Genomic DNA, 21,064 nt, shown 5'->3' with positions numbered 1-21,064 from the left:
TATTATAATTATCTGTTTATTTTTCATATTATTTATTCTACTACAACTCGACGTATACAGTGATTGTTTCGGTCGGCTACATACATAGCACCGTCACTCAAAAATACGACGGCTTCAGGATCACGGAAACGGGCACGATCGGGAGTACCATCTTTATAACCTGCCTCGGTACCTTTACCGGCATATAATGAAACTTCACCTTGTGGAGTTATTTTGCGGATACAATGATTGCTTTTGTCAGGGACATATAGATTTCCATCTTCATCAAGAGCAGGTTGTCCTGGCCAATTAAAGCGTGCTCCTGTTCCAACTCCGTTGGCATATCCAGACTCTCCCCAAAGTCCTGCAAACATTTCCGGAACACCAAATGTACGAGTTTCTGTATCATAATTTATTTTATAGATACAATGTCTATTACGAATTACAACATAAAGTGTGGAACCATCTTGGGAGAATAACATTCTCATCTCCACATTTGAACTTCCACTGATACGGAAGAGTTGTTCGTATGGTGTATCTTCTTGCGTTGCAGTCTTACCGGTGCCAGTATATCGATAAATATATCCGTCTGTTTGGCTGTCGAAGAAAACTTCTCCAGTTTTCGGATTTACTGCAATTCCCTGTGTTTTTGCGCTTTCATATAAACGAAAGGTTTAGTATCAACAAATCCTCCGGCACGTGTACAATAGAGGATATTAACATCTGTTGTTACCTCATGACTGGATTTATTGGTTATATAAAGTGTATCCTCGTTCTGACTGAAAGCCAAACAAGTAGGTGATTGGAATGGCCCTGCTGAACATTGTACTAATGTTTCTATTAAGTCTTCACGTGCGCGGCGTAAGGCTCCGTTTTTATCCGTTCCACGACCTTCGTCAACAAAGTACATTGCATCATCTTTATCGGCAAGAAGAAACCAAGGACGTTGTAAACGTGCTTCTCCATAGTCACCGTCTATACGTCCATTTTCTTGGTCTTTACCTGCTAAAGTCGTTACGTTACGTTTAAATTTATAGCGGAATGGTTTATCCAATGCATACTCTTCTACGTTGTCTCCTTGTCCCACATATAAGCGCACGTATCCAGTGTCTGCACGGGCAGGAACTACTGCGTAAATGTAATCGTTCTTTACACCAACAATTTTGGCTTTCTTGTCATTGACAGTAACATACAAATAGTTACTGTCTGTACCAAAATTCTGTCCTTTCAATACAAGCTGAGTTCCAACGCCACCACTGTCTGGGCTGAATGACTCTAAAATAATTGGTTTACTGAAATCCGGTGGCGTACTTTGTGCACTGGAAATAATAGGGGGAAGGTCACTGTTATTGCATCCACTAATAATAGATAATGCAACGATTAGAAATAGCGGAATACTAATTCCTAATCTCAAACTTGTTTTTCTATTAAATTTCATAAGTAATAGATTAAAGAATGAATTTAATAATTAATTAGATAATGGTTAATTGGGATAATTGACTACTTATTATTCATAAATAAGGTTGTCTGGAGGTGATTCTGTACATAGTTTTTTCATTGTTTTTAATAATTAAAGATATAACAATAGGTCTTATATTCTAAGTATTCTTTAGTAGGATGTTAATCTCACTAAAAAAGGTAGTGTGTTTTTATACTTTCTTTCTCATTAATTAGTGTTTTATTTTGTATTAGTTATAATTTAATAAGGTTTTGTTTTATCTTATTAACGGTTTTGCGAAAGTATAATAATTATATGATTTTTTAAAGGATTAACTCCGGTTAATTTTATTTATGGCGCCTATATTAACTAATTTGTCCCTAATATTAACTTTGTGTCTTGTTTATTATTATTGTTTTCTTGGTGATTTTTTTATTTGTACTCTATTTGATAGTCGATTGTCCGCTGATTGAATGTCATTATTAGGTTAGATTTACGTTAATATATCTACTTGATTGATGTTTTATATCGAAGTAGGAAAGTAGTTTTACTAGTGTTTGGGCTTCCTCTGTAACTAATAAAAGTTACATTACGTTTATATTTTTAAGCATTATAGGTAAAGGATAAAGTGGGACTATCACTAATTAAAAGTGAAATACTATACTAAAAAATCAGCAAAAAATCCAAAGCCATTTCAAGTATTCACTTTACGAAATGCTGTGGGCAAGAATTTATTCCTTCTAACCGCTTAATACATAAATAATGCAAAAATGATGTTTTTTTCTTTAGACTGGAATTAACTTTCGGTCATTTATGTAGTCATATATACATTATTCACTTAATATGATAATTAGAATATGAAAAAGCAGATTTTAAGTTTAGTTGTTGCTTTATTAATAGGAACAACAGTTTGCATTGCACAAAATCGTCCACAAGGTCAACAAAGGAAAGTTGATAGAGAAAAGCGAGTAGAGAAAATGATTACAGATCTGGGACTGAATGAAAAACAGGCCAAAGATTTTAAAGCAGCTCTGGAGGAAATGAGACCTGCTAAACAGAAATCGGGTGAAAGACCTTCGCGCGAAGAAATGCAAAAGAAGAGAGCAGAAGTAGAAGCTAAGATAAAAAAGATCTTAACTGATGAGCAATACAAAAAATATCAGGATATGCGTAAAAAGGAAAACGAGAACAGAAAAAAGAGAACTAAATAACTTCGCTTATTCTTTTAAACTTTTTTATTTATAAATAGGGTGTGAGGTGACAATGTATTTGTCATTTCATAAAAGGAAAGAAAGTATATTGTTGAAAAATGATATACTTTCTTCTTTTTATATATTATATAAGATATTTACACCAAATACTTGAGTGTAAATAGTGCTGCTAAAATATACATAGTAATTGATATCTTTTTAAATTTACCACAAAGTAAGTTGGTAAGTACATAACTTATAAGCCCAAGTACGATGCCATCAGAAATGCTATAAGCCATCGGAATCATGATGATACAGATGAATGCAGGGACTGATTCCGTATAATCATCCAAATCAATTTCTTTAATTGGAGACATCATAAACAATCCTACTAATATTAGGATGGGACAAGTTGCTGCACTTGGAATAGAGAGAAAAAGTGGGGCAAAAAGTAATGCTACAGCAAAACAAAGAGCTGTTACAAAGGAAGTAATACCCGAACGTCCTCCCTGTGCGATACCCGATGCGCTTTCAACATAAGTGCTAACGGTATTGGTTCCTAGCATTGCACCTACTGTAGTGCCGATAGCATCAGCCATAAACGCTTCTTTGACATGTGGAATTTTTCCGTTTTCCATCATTCCGGCTTTATTGGAAACACCGACAAGAGTACCTATGGTGTCAAACATATCAATAAACAGAAGTGTGAATACGGTAAATGCCATTTTACTTGTGAAGACTTCAGAAAAATCGAATTTAAAGCAAACTGGTGCCAATGACGGTGGGGTACTTATAATCCCGTTATATTCTGTGATACCCATGGGTATACCAATTAGCATAGTAGCAAGGATTCCCCATAACATAGAACCCTTAATCTTTTTGATAAGTAATACAGACGTGATGGCAAGGCCGATGAGTGCAAGTAAAGGAGATCCTGACGTGATATTATCCAGTGTCACTAAGGTTGCATCATTATTGGTTATTACACCGGCATTTTGTAATCCTATAAAAGCGATGAATAGCCCGATACCTGCTCCAATAGCACTTTTCAACGAGTTTGGTATGGCATTGAGCATAGCTTCTCGGAGATTAGAAAGAGTTAATAAGATAAATAAGATTCCTTCGATGAGGACGGCAGTTAATGCAAATTCCCATGTATTTCCCATACCTAAACAGATTGTGAATGCAAAAAAAAGCATTTAAACCCATTCCGGGTGCTAATGCAAAAGGCAATTTAGCCCAGGTAGACATGATGAGTGTGGCAATGAAGGAAGCAACAGCAGTTGCAGTAAATACAGCTCCTTTGTCCATGCCAGTTACACTTAAAATACTTGGATTAACAGCCAAAATATAGGACATGGTCAAGAATGTAGTAAGTCCGGCCAATATTTCGGTTTTCAGTTGCATTGATTTAGGATTGAATCCAAATATTTTTTGTAACATAACTGTTTTATTAAAAGTATTCTGTAGTAAGTGATTTTTTTGTACTACAAAAATAGATAAAATAATCAGCTATAATGAAACATGAATCTATTTTGTTACAGTTACTAATCTACATTGTGAATTTTTGAGCAGAAAAACAAAGGAACGGATAAGAATATGACAAGGAAAGACCTTACTAATAATATGTTTGTTTAAGATACTCTCCAAATGACTAGAATTGGAACAAGTTTCATGAATTTATGGATATAGTGCACTGCAGACTGTGTCTTCGATGAATTTTCGCTCCTCCAAGATAAAACATCAATTTCTCTATCAACCTATCACCAATCTTCTGTATTTCCCTATTCATCGTACTTTCAAGAGGTGATAGGTTATTTTTCAACCTATCACCTCATCTATCACCTATCACCTTCAATAAATCGTATATTTATCCTTTTTCAGGCTTTATCCGCACCACTTTATACATGTTTCCTCTTTTTGACCTTGTAGAAGGTACTTTGTTCTTCTGCAAGATTCTTCCGAACTGAATAATATTGCAGTTTGAAACATGGATTTTACTGTCGTGTTGTACTTGTTCCAATATTTCGATAGCGAGTAACTGTTCACACTCTTCGCCTTCACAAGCCGGGCGGAAATATTCGTGAAACAATTGTTCGGCAATCGGCATGACCTGGAACTCCTTATTACCCTCCTCTATAAACATTTCGTCTTGTGTGTCGAACCAATAACGTTCATTTTTGTAAAGATGATGAATGGCTTGTGCATAAAGTTGTTCATAGTCAATTGGTGAGCAATCTATTGGTCCCATGACGTCGATGACGATATAACGCCGATTCCCTGAAGTGTCCGTCAGTAAGTCTTTATGATTACTCGTCCCGATGAAAGAGGCGTATCTCCGAATCTCTTCGGTAGTTGTGCCATACGGACGCTTTACATTGACGACGGGTTTCTGAAGAATATGTTTCAGAAAGGCTTGTTGATTTTCTTTATTCTGGTCGAATTCGTCCAGGTTGATCAGTAAAAAGCGATTGAGAGATAGCTCTGCATCCCGTTTGTTACTGAAATCAATACGGTCGTTATAATATGTTTGTAATTCAGGAGGTAATAAACTCCTGCAAAATGTTGATTTCCGGTAAGCTTGCGGACCGACTAGCAAAGGAACCGTACAATTTGCGTGTTTCCGATCTATCTGACGCCAATGAGCAACCATGTTCAGGAACTAGTGGTAGAATAGGTCTGGCCAATGGGGATTGTTGCAAGGCACTCGGTTAGCAAGTTCGCGTATCCGGTCGCGTCCGTCCCAACGGACATCCAAACTGAAAAGGTAATCTTCTATCGGGTTGAATATCGGTATACGGTCGGAGTCGAGATACCGAATCACATCTCTGTCCCAGAGATTTAACCCTTCCAATCGCGCATTTATGGCGATACTGTTTCGTATACGGCTGCTAATAGGACGAAAATAGAAACAAAACGTGTTTCGTTCTCGATACTCCGTTACTGCGGTTATGGTGTTGTAGCGGAACTCATATCGTCGTTGCATAAACTCCTCAGTACGAAGCCCCAGTTCCTGTTCCGGAGAGAGGGGAGATTTCTTGCCAAATCCTTTTGCGTTTGTATATACGTTTTGCACTGTTTGTCGGACGAGGAATTCTTTCTTTTTTGTATAGAAATGAGCGATTGCCCAACGAGTGGTTTCTTCTTCGGGTATGCCTGCCAAAAAGCAGTTCCGGGCTAACTGAACCAACAAGGGCTTTAGGTCTTCGTCGGAGTGGGTGTGCAGACTTGGTTGGAGTTCGCTCAACGATTGATATGCTTTATTTAGTGCCACTTCAAAAAGTGCGGACAGTGTATCGAAACTGTCATATCCCGGAATTAACCGTTTAAAGGGGGATGATTCCGCCTGGACGGTTTCTTTGTAAGTCGTTTCTGCAGGCATCTCTAACGGTTGGCGCAGGTAGACGACAGTAGATTGGGGGTTATAATAGAGTTCCGGATCATATGTCTGCCGGCAAAACTGTTCCAAAGTCGGGTTTTTCAATTCGATGGGGTAAGATAATACCGGTTGGTAGAGGCTGACAGCTTTCCGGTAAGCATGAGCCTGAAATATTTCGGCTTCTTCCCGCGTTGTCGGTAGGGAATTGTCCGGTCGTGTGAACCGTATCCATATTTTTACGGAATGGGCTCCCGATCCCATGAATGCGGCGAACGTTTGGGAAAGTTCGGAGGCTTCCTGTTTTACCAGATTTACTTCCACCTGATTTGCCAAGTGGTTTACTTCTATTTGTACAACCCCGTTGTATTCGGTCATTTGCATACCGTTAGGCGTTTTTCGGAAAGCGGCAGCAGGATGATCTTCGATAGTTTTTCCACTCCTTCCAGTTGACTGTCCGGTGATGCGTATCGTATGCTCATCCGCAGATTGCTTACCGGTTGAGCTTTTGTTTCATGCATCATCGCTTTCATTTGTAGGTCTGCGTCAAGCGTGCGCATGGTTGTTGCTCCACCGTTTTCCCGCATCAAAGTTACTTTCATGATAAAAATGTTTTCTAATTTGTGCCCTGTCTTTAGGACATATAAAGATACTGCTTATTCTCCGGTTTTCCAAATGATGCAGCATGTTTATAAATATATTGTTGAGGGAAAAATAGAAATTATAAGGATGAATATTTTATAAGTAATGCTATAATTCCAGTTCTATAGGGTGGAACAAAGTGTTTCAAGGCATGAAACACTTTGTTTCTCGGTGTGAAACACTCTGTTTCAATAAGACGAACACTTTGTTACAAACATTTGAACAAAGTGTTTAGAGGCTAAAAACATCTAGTTTATCTGTATGTTTTCTGGTAAATATAGGTTCTATAGTTTGCCGGTGATAGGTGATAGAGGAAGTGATAGGTTGAAAAGTAACCTATCACCTCTTGAAAGTACGATGAATAGGGGAATACAGAAAACTGGTGATAGGTTGATAGAGAAAATGATGGTTTTTCTCTAGTAGAACGGTTTCGGGATATAATCTGATAAGTCAAAAGGGAAAATCAGATATTCTCCAGATTAAGGAATACTTGGATTTGCGCTCTTATTTTGTTGCTGAGCCATACGATGGATGGTATTGTTGGCTATTTCCATTACACGATCGTCCATTTTAGACTGGGACACCATACCGGAAATCTGCGTGATAAGGACGGGCCAGAAGAAGAGCATGGAAATAACCGTCGGAATAGCTTGCTGACCAAAGATACCTACACCGGCAGTAATCTGTATATAATTTCCATTAGGTATGATATTCACTTTCAGTGCTGTTTTCATACCGATGATGGCTTTGAATACTCCTCCTTTCGTGATGGAGATGTCGTATCCTCCATTTTTCAGTTGCTGACTTTGCACTTCATATTCTTCATTTTTGAAAGTTGCGGTGATGTCTTGCGCAATTGTCGGTATTAGCGTCGATGATGCGTAGAATGTCTTACTAGAATTGAACGTTCCCATGATGATCGTTTTATTATTCTTTTAAATCCATATATCCCACTAATATTTTAGTATCCGGCATGTTCTCTGTATGTTCTTTCAGTACTCCATCGGAAGACAAACGAAGGAAAGTGACAGGGCCCGTTTTATTGGCCTTAATGGCTTTCTGCAAATCTTCATATTTGATAATGGGTGTTTCATTACGGGTGATGATAATATCTCCGGCTTTTAAAAGAGGGTGGACTGCATCATCTTTGAATCCGAAAACTAATACTCCGGCTAACGGACGTTTGCTTGAGCGACCTCTTTATAAAAAGCTTTCATGGCAGGTAGATAAATTTTCGCTTCCGGATGATAGGTCTGATAGCAGGACAGAAGACTGTTCAAATCTGCTAAAGCCAATTCCGGTGTGATGGATGAAGTAGAGTAAACGCCCTTTTCTTCCATTTGTTTGCGACTATCAACGATGGTTGTCATGAAGTTCGCCCAATGTAACATCTTTCCCCACATATAGCTTTGATCGTCTTTCTCGTCCAGTTGGCACTTTTCTTTCATTCGTTGGTAAGATTCCACGTATTTTTTATCCAATTCCTCCAACTGTTTCTTTTGTGATTCTACATATTGTTGTTTAGCTTTTAAAGCCTCTTTTCGTTTTTCCAACTGACTTTCCGCATGGGTGTTTTCCGATGTTGTTTTTTGCTCATTTCCACTTTGAGGTTTTACGGTGTTCTCTAAATTCTCCAGTCTTTGTCCCAGTTTATCCAGATCACCTTCCGTTTTGGCTACTTTTATTTCAGTATCTTTGATAAGAGCTTCGAATTTATTCATTTCATTTTCTTGAAACCGTTGATACTCTTCCTTGGAAAGAGTAGTACCTATTCCGTTAGGAAAATGTCCCCAATGCGGAGATAATTGTTTGTATAAGTTCAGAGATTCCTCCGGGAGCAATGACAGTAACTCCAGGTAACCGTAATAGAGCGAATTCATTGAATATTGGAAGCCTTCGAAATTGACTTTTGCCATGTTTAGGTTTAATGAGCTGAAATCATTATCATCCATCCTTCCTTTCAGAAATTCAATCTGATGATTTAGATCGTCGAACATAGAATGGTACGTCTGGACGAACGCCGTTAATTCTGTCATATTTACGTCATAAAGTCCCAAAAGGAACGTTCTATAGTTATCGGTTACAAACTCAGGAGAAGGCTGTTGGGTTTGCAATTTGTTTATTTCCTCTTGATAATGATTGATCGCTTTGATCATATCCGACTTCAATGCGTCTGTTTTTTCCGGATTATTCGTAGCCGAATGTTGCTTTTGGCAGAATTTGTCCCACTCTTTTTGTAGGTTTTGGTTGGTTTCTCCCAACAAATTGATGACACCCATGCCTTGTGTAACGGTGTTCGCAGTGTCTGTGCAGACGGGGATTGCCATCAGTCGGAAAGAGTAGTAGCCGATGACGGCACAGACTGCGAGTATGGCAACAATAAGAGTTGCCCGTAGTAAGAGTTTCTGATGTTTTTTATGTGGTTTACCTATTAGGTAACCGGTCAGCCGCTGCATGGACAGGTCGAAATATTCGTATGAAGAAGCAGAGATAGCCTGATAATTTCGTAACTCTTCCATTCCTTGTGGCATAGGGTTCGGCCACTCAAAGTTGGCAAGCATGATGGGAATGATATTCTTCTGATGCAACATGGCGTGGCATACTTCTCTACGTACCCAGTCTTCCGGGGCATTGCAACGGTCCAAAGCATTCTCCGGAAGAACGATGATGAAATCTTTGCATTGTTCTATGACCGTTAATAACTGTTCGTTGAATTTTCCGGATCGTAGTGTCTCTACATCGAAAAATACGGAATAGCCTGCCCTTCGCAGTTTCTCAGCAATGAGATTGGCCGATTCGAAGGAGGTACGGCGATAGCTTATAAAGATGTCGTATTTCATAATACTCGGTTTATAATATTTCGCTAACTTATACAATTTTAGACTGATAACAAAATAAATAACAAGGAAAATGTTTGTTATTTATTTACACCGCTTGCAAATCCCCGTCCGAAGAGCTTTCTAAGCAAATGAGGCTTGATGCAGTTTATTTTACGTTCCCTTTTGGATTGATGATGGCTTTGGCTTTCCACTCCTTATAGGTCTTTACAAGTTGTTGCTTTTCTTCTTCCGAAACTTCTTTTAAACCTAATTCCACTCCGATTTGATTGTCGAAGTGATGAGAAGAGATTACACCGTCTTTTAGTAATACGATTGTTTTAGGTTTACCACGCAAAGAATCGTTGTAATCGAAGAAATTTCCAGAACTGTTAATATCCCAATCTTCGAAAGCGCAGATGTAATATATTCCCTGCAATCCTTCATTGGCCGCCGGATAGTCGCCTTCCAGCACTTTGGCAGTAAAGGCTATATGTCTCATAAAATCGTTAAATCCTTTCTTAAAGGTCTCTCTTCCCGGGAAATTGAGGTCCTTTGAAGCTTTGTTGTATGTGTCATAAAGTTTCACTAATCCTTGGCTGATAGTTGCGGAGTCATTGCTTTGTGCTATCTTATATATTGTCAATGCTTTTTTGTAATATTCTAATGCTTGCTGATATTCTCCTAGCGAATAATGAGCATACCCTATATTATTGTATAATGTTGCGGTTATTGGATGCTCACATCCTAGTGTTTTCTCCAATATCATTAGTGCTTTATTATAATATTCCAATGCTTTTTGACTATCTCCTTGTGAACTATAAATATCACCTATATTATTCATTGATTTTGCTACATCCAGATGTTCCTTTCCTAACAGTTTTTCTTGTATCATTAGTGTTTCTTGATAATATCCCAGTGTTTTTGGGTAATCTTTTTGTGAGTAGTAATTAACAGCTATCTTTTTGTATAATTCAGCTACATCTAGGTGCTCCTTTCCTAACAGTTTTTCTTGTATCATTAATGCTTCTTGATAATATTCCAGAGTTTTTGGGTAATCTTTTTGTGAGCAGTAATTGTCTGCTATATAATTGTATAATTTTGCTACATCCAAGTGCTCCTTACCTAATAGCTTTTCTTGTATCATTAATTTTTTGTTATAGTATTTTGTCGATGTTTGATATTCTCCTTGTGAATGATAGATAAAACCTAACATGTCGTATATTGCTGCTATATCGGGATGTTCAGACCCTAATATCTCTTCTTTTATTATTAATTCTTTACTGTAGTTCTCTGCTGCTTTTGGGTAATCTTCTTGTAAGAAATAATTGCTTGCTATATTGCCGTATAAATCTGCTATATCTAGATTCTTTTCTCCCAATGTTTTTTCTTGTATTGTTAATGCCTTATTATAGTATTCCATTGCTTTTTGATATTCTTCCTGTGATGAATAAACTTCACCTATCTTGTTATATGATATTGCTACATCCGGATGTTCTTTTCCTAACAGTTTTTCTTTCGTTATTAATGCTTTTTGATAATATTCCAGTGCTTTGGGATAATCTTTTTGTAAGTAATAAGTGATCCCTATCCTATCATATGATCTTGCTACGTCTAGATGCTTATTTCCCAACTCTCTTTTAATTATCATTAATGCTTTGTTATGGCATTTTACTGCTTCTTGATATTTTCCTTGTAAGATGTATATAGCACCTATGCGAGTATATGATTTTGCTACATCTGGATGTTTATCACCTAGTACTTTTTCCTGTATCATTAATGCTTTATTGAGATATTCCAATGCCTTTTGATATTCTTCTTTTGAACTATATATATCGCCTATATGACAGTATGTTACTGCTACTGTTGGATGTTCTTTTCCTAATGTTTTTTCTAGTATCATTAATGCTTTGTGGTAGTATTCCATTGCTTTTTGAAATTCTTTTTGGCTGTAATAAATACTTCCTATATTATTATATAATGTTGCTATAGCTATATATTGATGTTTATCACCTAATGCTTGCTCTAAAATTATTAATGACTTGTTGTAATATTCTATTCCTTTTTGATATTCCTCTTGGCTGCAATAAGCAACGCCAATACTATTATATAAATTTGCTATTTTTATAAGAATCTCATCATTTATAAAATGTTTGTTGTTTAATATTTTCTCTGATATTTCAAGTGCCTTGTTGTAATATGCCCATCCTTCCTTATGCCTTTCTAGTATTACAGTACCGACATTGTGATATGATTCCATTACATCTGGATGTTCATTATCTAGTACTTTTTTTCGTATCTCTAGTGCTTTATTTGAATATTCCAATGCTTCCTGGTACTTTCCTTGGCTGTCATAAATAACACCCATATTATTATAGACAGTTGCTACTTCTTTACTTTCCTCATAGTATTGCTTTTTTGCGCAATTTAGCAATCGTTGGGAATAGTACATTGACTTTTGATAGTTGGCTTTATATTCGTATAGAAATTCTGCGGCTTGATGTTGATAAACTAGATTTGTCGTGTCCAATTCCGCTCTCAACTCTATGTAATATGCTGCCGAATCTATCTCGAAATGACTTAATGCAATGGAATGCTTATTATATAAATCTTGTGCGATATCCTCTTTTTGCTGAACTGCTCTTTCTTTGTTTTGCTGAATCTGCGCTTCCGCTTTGCGTAATTCATCCTCCGCTTTCTCCAATACCTTTTCCTGTTCTAGGCATGCTACTACACGTTGCTCTATATTTCCTTTGCTATCGATCAGCGAATCTGCTTTTTCAAGGTCTCCTTCGACAATGCAGACATTGATTATCTTATTCAGAGAATCCAATTTATCGTAGTCTGTACGGGCATACTGTTCTGCCATAATCGCAATCAGAGCGTCAAAGGATTCCTGTTTCTTTTGCAAATCGGCTAGCTCTTTTCTATATCGCTCATCCGATATCTTGTGAGTCTCTAACTGTTCATTCAACTCTTTTAGTTGTGCATGATACTTTTTCTCCGCATTTGCTCTGGCCCGGTCTTCAATCTCTGTCTGTACCCGAATAATGTCCGCTCTGGAAATCATAACGATTTCTAATGGTACTTGGCTGGAGAAAGGATGTTTCCGACTTAGAAAGTCTTTGTCGCTTAGATCATACCCACTTTTATAAACGTTTTGCAGTACGAATGCTGTCCCGTCTTTATAATCTTTCATTGGAATAGCAAATGTTCCTTTCGTTTCGTCGCTTTTTACTGCATTGAAATTGCCAGAAACTTTGATGGAAACGCCCCCCAACGGTTGCCCCTTCTGGTTCGGTTTGCCGGCTGTACGCACATAGCCGCTTTGTGTTTGTGCGAGAGATAGTATAGGAATAAGTACTAATAGATAGAGAATAAATCTTTTCATGGCTGTGTTTTTAAAAGAGTACGAATAATGGCATTACTATCGCAAGGCATATAGATGCAAGTATCTACTAAGTGTACCGATGATTTTAAAGTATAACATTTGCGTTGTTCCGCTAAAGGAATGAATAAATGCAGATATCCATTTGTGTCTGTTTGAATCTTTCTCCCTTCAATTTCTACGAATATATCAGGAAGAACCCGCTCGGTTTCTATGTCATACAAACAAGCTATAATATTACCATATACAGCCGGATCTCTTTTGACAGGAAGACGTAAGGATTCTTTTAGAACAATAGTGGTATCTATGCTTTCAAAACCGGAACAGACAAAACGGATGCTAACTGGTTTATTTCGGTATTTTGCCGGAATATTAGTCCATAGCACATTGTCATTGATATGATGCAAGGTGTCTTGTTTGATCTCGTTTTTTAGTTGAAGAATCACTTGTGCTTCTTCTAATGGGGGCAGATTCGGATTATGAAGAGTCGTTTCGTGAATGGTCATCTGTGTATTGAAAGATCGGTTGGCATACCAGGTCCAGCATAAAGCCGAGATGGAACATAGGAAGATGAAGAAATACGAAACCAGTTTTTGCAGGAGGTATCGGCGATGACGATTCCAAAGGCTGTCAAAGTTTAGGTCCAGCATACTGGCAATCATCCGGATAAATGCTTTTTCTCTTTTGCTCCATGTTGATTCGTTTCCTTCTGCATGTACGTCAGCCCCCAGATATTCAGGAAAATGTTGCTTGATAATGTCCGGATAGCATTCGGTATCTGGTTGGCCACTATAAGGAATGCCATCGACAATAAACAAGATGATCTGTTCTTTCTTTCCCATTGCAATGAACTCGGAGATCTCATTGCTTACCCACTTTGATCGGGCGGCATGAGGTGAACAAACAATGACTAAATATTTCGAATTGGCTAATTCGTCATGTAGGATATCTTTCAGAGAAGGTCCCATACGAATATCCGTCTGATCTCTGAATATATCGAAACGTTTGGGAATATCAGGATTTTGCTTTCTGACCATACTAGGAAGTCGGTAAGCCTCTAGCTTATCTTGGAGCCATTTAGCCCATTTTTTATCTTTCCAGCTATAGCTGATAAAAGCGTAATATTTAAACTCTTGATTGGGCATGAGCGATAATCTTAATTGTTGTTTTCCTTGGGTATTGACAAAACTACATAAATATGAATGGAAAAGCAATAAAAGGGTGTGGTTATTTTTCATCACTTGAGGTCTTTTGTACAAATAAATCGTCTAAATGCTGCTACGGAATAGAATAAGGAAATGATAAAAAGAATATGTCGTTGATATTTATTGGGTTAATCTCTTTAATATTTAGATAAAAGCAAATGTTTCTCTTTATTCTTAAATCGTCTGATGTAAAAGAACACCTTGTCTATAATTTTACTATAATTTATTGCAGCTAGAGAACTCTTTAAGTAATGCTTAAAAAGAAATATGACAAGTAGTATTATACTATATATTTTCTGTCAACTAGTCGTGAATAGTTACTTATTAAATTAGTGTATTGTAAATCAGTAGTTCTGCTTCAGATCTATAAAAGCTCTACTATTTACCGAAGCATTACTAAAGCTCAAATATAAGAAAAGAATTTTTAGCCAGCAAGACAACCCTCCTAATAAGCGCTCGCAAATTATATTATCGCTTCTTTTCTTGTAGATTCAAGATTTTTTAGGTATTTTGCCACCATATATCTTTTAAATCTATATTAGAAAAATGAGAGTGGCCACTTTATTGATCGGAATCCTTTGCTTGCCCCAGCTGTTATCAGCAAAGAAACATACAAATTTTGTAATTATCTTGATGGATGATATGGGATATGGCGATGTGTGCTCCAATGGAGCTATGGGATACGAGATGCCAAATCTGAACCGGATGCTAAAAGAGGGTATGCAATTCACTCATTTCTATGCTCCACAAGCTGTGAGTGGAGCTTCTCGTGCGGGAATATTGACGGGATGTTATCCCAATCGTATCGGAATGGCTGGCGCACCTTCCCCCGGAGCAAAAAACGGAATACATGAGGATGAATTGACTATTGCTGAAGTTTTGAAGCCTAAAGGTTATACTTGTGCAGCTTATGGAAAATGGCACTTGGGAGACGCGATACCATTTCTTCCTTTAAGAAATGGCTTTGACGATTATTATGGCATACCTTATTCTAATGATATGTGGCCGAACCATCCAAGTCACCGTTATCCTGATTTGCCGTTAATTGAAAAAGAAAAAGTAATTGAACTGAATCCTGATCAAAGTCGGTTTACGACGGATTTTACCAATAAGGCTGTTGATTTTATTGATAAAAATAAGAAAAATCCTTTCTTTCTGTACTTAGCTCATCCTATGCCGCACGTTCCATTGGCTGTGTCTGACAAATTCAAAGGAAAAAGTGCAATAGGCTTATATGGGGATGTGATGATGGAATTAGACTGGAGTATAGGGGAGATACTGCATAAATTGAAAAGGGAGGGACTGGACGAAAATACGTTGGTTATTGTTTTGTCCGATAATGGGCCTTGGCTGAATTATGGCAATCATGCCGGTAATACCGGAGGATTACGTGAAGGGAAAGGCACAAGTTTTGAAGGCGGACAGCGGGTCCCATGTATCATGCAATGGAAAGGATGATTCCTGCAGGGAGTATCTGCGGCAATTTGGCATCCGGCATTGATTTGTTGACTACATTTGCCGAGATTGCAGATGTGCCACTTCCGGAACATAAAGTAGATGGTGTCAGCTTAATTCCTTTATTGAAACAGATTCCCAGTGCAAATCCTCGTTCTACATTTTATTATTATTATCGTCGAAACGATTTGGAAGCTGTGACGGATGGGTTCTTTAAATTGATATTTCCACATAAGCATCGTACTTATGAGGGATTTCTGCCTGGTAATGATGGAGCGCCCGGGAAAGTAAATGAGTTTTATCCGTTAAATGAGAAGTGGTTAATTGATCTTCGTCGTGATCCGGGAGAGCGATATAATGTGATAAAACTGTATCCGGAAATAGCAGAACGACTAGAGAAGATGGCCGAAGAGGCAAGAGAGGATTTGGGCGATAATCTGACAAAGTCAAAAGGAAGAAACAGGCGTCCGGCAGGTCGTGTAGAGGATGTTTCTCATTAAATAATTAGTTTGCTTTATCCTGATGGGGCAATATCTGATTTGATTCTTGTTGTTTATGCAATGGATTAGTTCTGCCAATGGGCAATAGTACTTATATGATTAATGATTAAATATAATACAAACATGAAAAATAAAAAATGGTTTATCATTTGGACAATAGTAATGTTGTCTGCCGGAGGGATAGAAGCGCAGGTAAGTAAATACTCCAAAACGAGAGGAGATTTTTTAAAAAGTCGTCTTGGTATCTCTGAAAATAAACGTTTTTTGCAGTATAGTGATGGTACGCCTTTTTTCTATCTAGGAGATACGGCGTGGGAATTATTCCATCGCACTAATAAGGAAGAAGCTGATTTATACCTTGAAGATCGTGCGCGGAAAGGCTTTACTGTTGTCCAAGCGGTTGCTTTGGCTGAGCTCGATGGAATCAGTGTGCCTAACGCTTACGGTTTCCTACCTTTTGAAAATAATGATCCGAATAAACCTTTAATAAAAGAAGGTGCCGATAATGATTATTGGGATTATGTGGATTATGTTGTAAAAAAGGCCAACGAACTCAATTTATATATAGGCTTTCTTCCAACATGGGGCAGATATTGGCATGACGGTACTCCTGTCTTTAATAAACAGAATGCGAGGAGTTATGGAGAATTTCTGGGGAGACGTTATAAAGAGGCGCAAATTATATGGATTCTGGGAGGAGATCGAAATCCTGAGAATGAAAACCAAAAAGAAGTAATACGGGCCATGGCCGAAGGACTTGCGGCTGGAGATGGGAAAAAACATCTCCGCACATTTCATCCTACAGGAGGACAAGGTTCTGCTCAGTTCTTTCATGCGGAAGATTGGCTGGATTTTAATATGCGTCAGAACGGACACGAAGTAGAATATGGAAACTATTCTAAAACCAGAGATGATTATAATCGTACTCCCGCTAAGCCGGTAATGGATGGTGAACCTCTGTATGAAGATCATCCTGTTGCTTTTCAGGCTAAACGTAGGGACATTCTATCGCATCGGATATTCGTCGTGTTCTATATTGGGATTTATTTAATGGGGCTTTCGGGCATACTTATGGTCATCATTCGATTTGGCAAATGTATGATCCTGACAAATCGGGACCTATTAATAATCCTTTAATGTCTTGGCGTGATGCCATACATCAGCCGGGTTCAGAGCAAATGATATACGGACGTTTGTTGATAGAATCACGTCCGTTTTTCACACGTATTCCTGCAACAGAGAAGATACTGGTTATGGACGGAATCCCCACAGCCATGCCGGGAGAAGGCCGCTATCGTTTTGTTGCGACTTGTGATCAAGATTTTTCCTACGCCATGATATACGCACCTGTCGGCAGAAAGTTTAAGGTACGAATGAATGTATTGAAAGGTGATAAAATCAAGGCTTGGTGGTATAATCCCAGAACAGGAGAAGCTAGTAATGCAGGTATTTACTCTAATAAAGGAGAACAGACATTTATATCCCCTGATCCCGGAGAAATGATAGATTGGATTTTGGTTTTGGATGATGCCTCAAAAAAATATCCTGTACCAGGAAAAAGCTAAATGTAATGTCAAAGTCTGGCGTTGGATATCATTATGAAATGTGTCAATCATCAATTTCTTTCCTTTAAAGATGGAAATCATTCGTTAATATTTCTTTAGTTAATAACTTCAATCTTTAAATAAAAGCAAACAACTGCCTTTATTCTTAAATAATTTGTTGAAAAAGAATAACTTGTCTATAAATTTACTATATTTATTGCAGCTAGAGAGCACTATAAGTAATACTTTAAGAAGAAATACGATAAGTAGTATATATACTATATATTTTCTATTATTAATTACTTAAACAAATTTTTTATGGAAGCCAAGAAATCAAAAAAGGCTGCAACTGAGAACCAACGTGGTTCTTGGTTGATGATGGGTTTGGTTGTTGCGCTTGCGTTCATGTTCGTTTCGTTCGAATGGACACAACATGGTGTAAGAATTGCGACAACATCGTCATTGAATGACGAATCCATCTTTGTAACGGAGCTTGTTCCAATCACATTTCCTGATGAGAAGAAACCGGAACCACCACCAGTGACAAAGTTAGTCGATGTATTCGTAGTAGTGGATGATAAGACAGAGATAGAGGAAGATATTTCTATGGTAGTGGAAGATATGTCGTTTAAACCTGTTGAGGGCATTTTGGCACCGCCAACTGAAGTAGTGGAGGAAGTAATATTGGAGGATGAGATTTATGTGGCAGTAGAGAATATGCCGGAATTTCCCGGTGGGACTGCCCAATTAATGAAGTATCTTTCTTCACATATCAAGTATCCGACGATTTCTCAGGAAACGGGCACGAGTGGAAAAGTAATTGTTCAGTTTGTCGTAGACAAAGACGGATCGATAACAAGCCCTGAAGTGGTGCGAGGTGTTGATCCTTATCTGGATAAAGAAGCTCTCCGCGTGATTAGTACAATGCCCAAATGGAAGCCGGGTGAACAAAACGGCAGGAAAGTAAGAGTAAAGTTTACTGTACCGGTGAGTTTCACATTGCAGTAGTTACTTTGGAATAAATGAGTAAAAAGGGTCGATTCTCGCGATGAGAATCGACCCTTTTCAATTGATAGTCAGAAATATTATTAATCGTCAAACGTATCTTCGGTAATTGTTACTTTATCGATTAGTGGATACTCTTTATTTAATTCAAACTGGGTATGTCGATTGTTTCGCTTTCCTCCTGCCAATTGTCTATTGTAAAATTTCCGGTCTCTTCCTCCGAGAAGATTTCGGCTAAAGTCAATGTTAGGGTAAGTCGGGTATTCGCTTTCAAAGGAGAACTCAGAGGTTGCTTGAATGTTTTTACAGTTCCGTTTTTCAAAGTGACAATGAGTTGAAATAGAGGACTAACTGAGGATGGAAATAGCATAACGGTGGCATTACTCATTTGAGTACCATCTGTGGATAGAACAAGCGGGAAAGCTACAGTCTTGGTTTGGTTTGTCACAGCTGCAGTGTATAGGTTCATTTTTTCAGCAATCCCTCCGATATGAACTGTCATACTAGCTATGCTGGAACTTAAAATACCATTATTCTTATTTTTTACAATAACTTTCAAACCTGCAACTTGCCGTTTCATGGCAGCATTTAACTCTTCTGTACCAATATTAGCTGGTTTCACAGCATATACCAAATCAAAAACCGGGTAATATGTAGTATCCGGAATATTCTGGCGAAGTCCAAAGTACTGTTGTGATAAATCTCCGCCAACAGTGATCTGAGGGTCAGTCACTGTCGGATTACTGTAGATAGGTTCTTCATATTTAGGTGTTCCCCAATAAATCATGTTATATGTCCCTATTGGAAGTGATAGCGCACGTTTCGGAGTACCGAAAGTACTTCCGTCTTTCAGGTTATATAATCCCGGGAATGGCGTAAGCATGTCATTAATGTAATTGCCAAAATAGATGGAAGTTCCGGCCTGGCAGGGGTATACTTCCAGAACACCAGTCATCGGACTCTGTGAGTTGTCTGGTGAATTGACAGTGGCATGTATATTGGGGCTGATAAGTTCGTTATTACCATCACCGCCATTACTTCCGTTGCCACAATCATTTTCGGGTAACATGGGATTGTCACTGGAACAACCGGAGAAGATGGCAGCTGTTAGTGTTGCCATAAAAATAATTTTCTTCATAATTAAAGCTGTTTAGGTCCTGTTTTCCCTAATAACATTTTCTATTTGAATTGGTTCTGTGAGATTAAAAAACGTATCTTTGCATTACGAATGAAAAATGAATGATTGTCTTATGAATCATCTACTACTTTGCTTGAAAAGACCTTTTATCTGGCTTTCCCGTTTCCGTTATCGTTGTGGTTATGGTGTCCATTCTCCTTTTGCTTTCAATTTGATTACAGACGTGATCTATGAGAAGCTACCTTACTATGCTTACCGTTCTTTAGCGTCAGAACAGAAGAAAAAGTTAAAAGAATGTGGATGGTATAAAGGAACACGAAAGATTAACCGCTTGTTGTTCCGATTGGTAAACAGGGTACAACCTGCCACTATTGTAGAAGTTGGGCGCCCCTCTGTGAGTTCTCTCTATTTGCAATCTGCAAAGCCTTCTGCCGGATATCTTTTTGCATCTGACTTGTCGGAACTTTTTCTGGATACAGACGTACCGATTGATTTCCTATATCTGAATGATTCCCGGAATCCGGTTCTAGTAAAAGAAGTTTTTGAGGTTTGTGTGCAACGGACTACTCCTAAAAGTTTGTTTGTTGTATATGGAATAACCTACTCCAGGCAGATGAGAACGTTATGGCACGAATTGCAAAATGATGAACGGGTAGGGATTACTTTTGATTTGTATGATGTCGGTCTGCTTTTTTTTGATAAAACAAAAATAAAACAGCATTATATGATCAACTTCTGAGAACCGTTATGCGTTACCTTAATATATAATGATAAATAGAAGATTATGAAAAAGAGCCTTGTATATACAAAAACCGGTGATAAGGGAACTACCAGTCTTGTTGGTGGTACCAGGGTTCCGAAGACTCATATACGTTTGGAAGCATATGGAACAATCGATGAATTAAATTCCCATTTGGGTTGGTTGTATACCTATTTGATAGATGAGAATGACCGCGATTTTGTTTTGGGAATACAGCATAAATTATTTTCTATAGGTTCGCACCTTGCCACCGATCAGGAGAAAACACAACTGAAATGCGCAAGTATTATTACTCAGGAAGACGTGTTACGTATTGAAAAAGAAATTGATAAATTGGATGAACAGTTGCCGGAACTTCGAGCATTTATTATTCCGGGAGGCGCTCGTGGTGCAGCTGTTTGTCATGTTTGTCGTACTATCTGTAGGAGAGCCGAACGCCGCATTTTAGTTTTGTCCGAAACTTGTACAATTTCTCCCGAACTTCTGGCCTATGTGAATAGATTATCAGACTATTTATTCGTTTTATCTCGAAAAATTAATTTTGATGAACAAAATAATGAAATATTTTGGGATAATAGTTGTAAATGATAGATTTTATTATACTTTTGCCGAAAAATAGAAAACAAGA

Annotated in this window: 13 protein-coding genes and 4 pseudogenes; 7 read left to right on the top strand and 10 right to left on the bottom strand. The window is 37.9% G+C overall.

The genetic code is table 11. The features are described from left to right. Positions 1-32: 32 nt before the first annotated feature. Both JCM17102_RS31145 and JCM17102_RS31140 read right to left on the bottom strand, forming a co-directional pair. On the bottom strand, positions 33-467 hold the full coding sequence (locus JCM17102_RS31145) for an NHL repeat-containing protein (protein WP_275564299.1): 435 nt from the start codon (positions 465-467) through the stop codon (positions 33-35). Between the two features lie 140 nt (positions 468-607). Continuing rightward, complete coding sequence (locus tag JCM17102_RS31140) at positions 608-1,393, bottom strand: IPT/TIG domain-containing protein (RefSeq protein WP_275564298.1); 786 nt, start codon at positions 1,391-1,393, stop codon at positions 608-610. A gap of 881 nt (positions 1,394-2,274) precedes the next feature. Between JCM17102_RS31140 and JCM17102_RS01390 the strand changes: the two genes are divergently transcribed. Continuing rightward, positions 2,275-2,628 (top strand): DUF4890 domain-containing protein, encoded by a 354-nt coding sequence (locus JCM17102_RS01390; protein WP_025073683.1) that lies wholly within the window; start codon positions 2,275-2,277, stop codon positions 2,626-2,628. Positions 2,629-2,765: 137 nt separating this feature from the next. On the opposite strand, the pseudogene JCM17102_RS25685 reads toward JCM17102_RS01390, so the two are convergent. The 7 genes and pseudogenes from JCM17102_RS25685 to JCM17102_RS28760 all read right to left on the bottom strand — a co-directional run bounded on the left by JCM17102_RS25685 (position 2,766) and on the right by JCM17102_RS28760 (position 14,067). Further along, a pseudogene (locus JCM17102_RS25685) lies at positions 2,766-4,050 on the bottom strand (NCS2 family permease). Between the two features lie 427 nt (positions 4,051-4,477). Continuing rightward, positions 4,478-6,585, bottom strand: a pseudogene (locus JCM17102_RS25680) (BT4734/BF3469 family protein). A 519-nt stretch (positions 6,586-7,104) separates the two neighbouring features. Beyond that, on the bottom strand, positions 7,105-7,539 hold the full coding sequence (locus JCM17102_RS01370; protein ID WP_025073682.1) for a hypothetical protein: 435 nt from the start codon (positions 7,537-7,539) through the stop codon (positions 7,105-7,107). 13 nt (positions 7,540-7,552) lie between these two features. Then, positions 7,553-7,690, bottom strand: coding sequence for a hypothetical protein (locus JCM17102_RS30590; protein WP_159106301.1), 138 nt, complete (start codon positions 7,688-7,690; stop codon positions 7,553-7,555). 107 nt (positions 7,691-7,797) lie between these two features. After that, positions 7,798-9,465 (bottom strand): toll/interleukin-1 receptor domain-containing protein, encoded by a 1,668-nt coding sequence (locus JCM17102_RS01360; protein WP_033886410.1) that lies wholly within the window; start codon positions 9,463-9,465, stop codon positions 7,798-7,800. A 145-nt stretch (positions 9,466-9,610) separates the two neighbouring features. Beyond that, positions 9,611-12,832, bottom strand: a complete 3,222-nt coding sequence (locus tag JCM17102_RS01355) for a tetratricopeptide repeat protein (RefSeq protein WP_025073680.1) — start codon at positions 12,830-12,832, stop codon at positions 9,611-9,613. Then, a complete protein-coding gene (locus tag JCM17102_RS28760) occupies positions 12,829-14,067 on the bottom strand; it encodes a toll/interleukin-1 receptor domain-containing protein (RefSeq protein WP_025073679.1) in 1,239 nt (412 codons plus the stop codon). The genes JCM17102_RS01355 and JCM17102_RS28760 overlap by 4 nt, the downstream gene beginning before the upstream one ends. Before the next feature lie 513 nt (positions 14,068-14,580). Here JCM17102_RS28760 and JCM17102_RS32160 point away from each other — a divergent pair. The 4 genes and pseudogenes from JCM17102_RS32160 to JCM17102_RS01335 all read left to right on the top strand — a co-directional run bounded on the left by JCM17102_RS32160 (position 14,581) and on the right by JCM17102_RS01335 (position 18,541). After that, positions 14,581-15,989 (top strand): annotated as a pseudogene (locus tag JCM17102_RS32160) (sulfatase family protein). Positions 15,990-16,091: 102 nt separating this feature from the next. Then, a pseudogene (locus tag JCM17102_RS25670) lies at positions 16,092-17,149 on the top strand (glycoside hydrolase family 140 protein); the annotation flags it as partial. Beyond that, a complete protein-coding gene (locus JCM17102_RS30865) occupies positions 17,126-17,554 on the top strand; it encodes a putative collagen-binding domain-containing protein (RefSeq protein WP_199901477.1) in 429 nt (142 codons plus the stop codon). The pseudogene JCM17102_RS25670 and the gene JCM17102_RS30865, both read left to right, overlap by 24 nt. Before the next feature lie 297 nt (positions 17,555-17,851). Then, on the top strand, positions 17,852-18,541 hold the full coding sequence (locus JCM17102_RS01335; RefSeq protein ID WP_025073678.1) for an energy transducer TonB: 690 nt from the start codon (positions 17,852-17,854) through the stop codon (positions 18,539-18,541). A 139-nt stretch (positions 18,542-18,680) separates the two neighbouring features. On the opposite strand, the gene JCM17102_RS01330 is transcribed toward JCM17102_RS01335, so the two are convergent. Continuing rightward, positions 18,681-19,676: a FimB/Mfa2 family fimbrial subunit gene (locus JCM17102_RS01330; protein ID WP_025073677.1), complete on the bottom strand. Its 996-nt coding sequence runs from the start codon at positions 19,674-19,676 to the stop codon at positions 18,681-18,683. A 97-nt stretch (positions 19,677-19,773) separates the two neighbouring features. Here JCM17102_RS01330 and JCM17102_RS01325 point away from each other — a divergent pair, with 97 nt between their 5' ends. Beyond that, a complete protein-coding gene (locus JCM17102_RS01325) occupies positions 19,774-20,415 on the top strand; it encodes a hypothetical protein (protein WP_136498405.1) in 642 nt (213 codons plus the stop codon). Positions 20,416-20,460: 45 nt separating this feature from the next. After that, positions 20,461-21,024: a cob(I)yrinic acid a,c-diamide adenosyltransferase gene (locus JCM17102_RS01320; protein ID WP_025073675.1), complete on the top strand. Its 564-nt coding sequence runs from the start codon at positions 20,461-20,463 to the stop codon at positions 21,022-21,024. Positions 21,025-21,064 lie beyond the last annotated feature (40 nt).

Source organism: Bacteroides faecichinchillae JCM 17102 (assembly GCF_000614145.1).
In the GTDB taxonomy this organism is placed as follows: domain Bacteria; phylum Bacteroidota; class Bacteroidia; order Bacteroidales; family Bacteroidaceae; genus Bacteroides; species Bacteroides faecichinchillae.
The sequence above is the reverse complement of the archived record's forward strand: the minus strand, read 5'-3'. Positions and strand labels throughout refer to the sequence as shown.

Excerpts from the sequence above, each read along its gene's own strand:
- JCM17102_RS31145 (WP_275564299.1), bottom strand. The coding sequence starts at position 467 with ATGAGAATGTTATTCTCCCAAGATGGTTCCACACTTTATGTTGTAATT.
- JCM17102_RS01390 (WP_025073683.1), top strand. The coding sequence starts at position 2,275 with ATGAAAAAGCAGATTTTAAGTTTAGTTGTTGCTTTATTAATAGGAACA.
- JCM17102_RS01370 (WP_025073682.1), bottom strand. The coding sequence starts at position 7,539 with ATGGGAACGTTCAATTCTAGTAAGACATTCTACGCATCATCGACGCTA.
- JCM17102_RS01360 (WP_033886410.1), bottom strand. The coding sequence starts at position 9,465 with ATGAAATACGACATCTTTATAAGCTATCGCCGTACCTCCTTCGAATCG.
- JCM17102_RS01355 (WP_025073680.1), bottom strand. The coding sequence starts at position 12,832 with ATGAAAAGATTTATTCTCTATCTATTAGTACTTATTCCTATACTATCT.
- JCM17102_RS28760 (WP_025073679.1), bottom strand. The coding sequence starts at position 14,067 with ATGAAAAATAACCACACCCTTTTATTGCTTTTCCATTCATATTTATGT.
- JCM17102_RS30865 (WP_199901477.1), top strand. The coding sequence starts at position 17,126 with ATGTCTTGGCGTGATGCCATACATCAGCCGGGTTCAGAGCAAATGATA.
- JCM17102_RS01335 (WP_025073678.1), top strand. The coding sequence starts at position 17,852 with ATGGAAGCCAAGAAATCAAAAAAGGCTGCAACTGAGAACCAACGTGGT.
- JCM17102_RS01330 (WP_025073677.1), bottom strand. The coding sequence starts at position 19,676 with ATGAAGAAAATTATTTTTATGGCAACACTAACAGCTGCCATCTTCTCC.
- JCM17102_RS01325 (WP_136498405.1), top strand. The coding sequence starts at position 19,774 with ATGAATGATTGTCTTATGAATCATCTACTACTTTGCTTGAAAAGACCT.
- JCM17102_RS01320 (WP_025073675.1), top strand. The coding sequence starts at position 20,461 with ATGAAAAAGAGCCTTGTATATACAAAAACCGGTGATAAGGGAACTACC.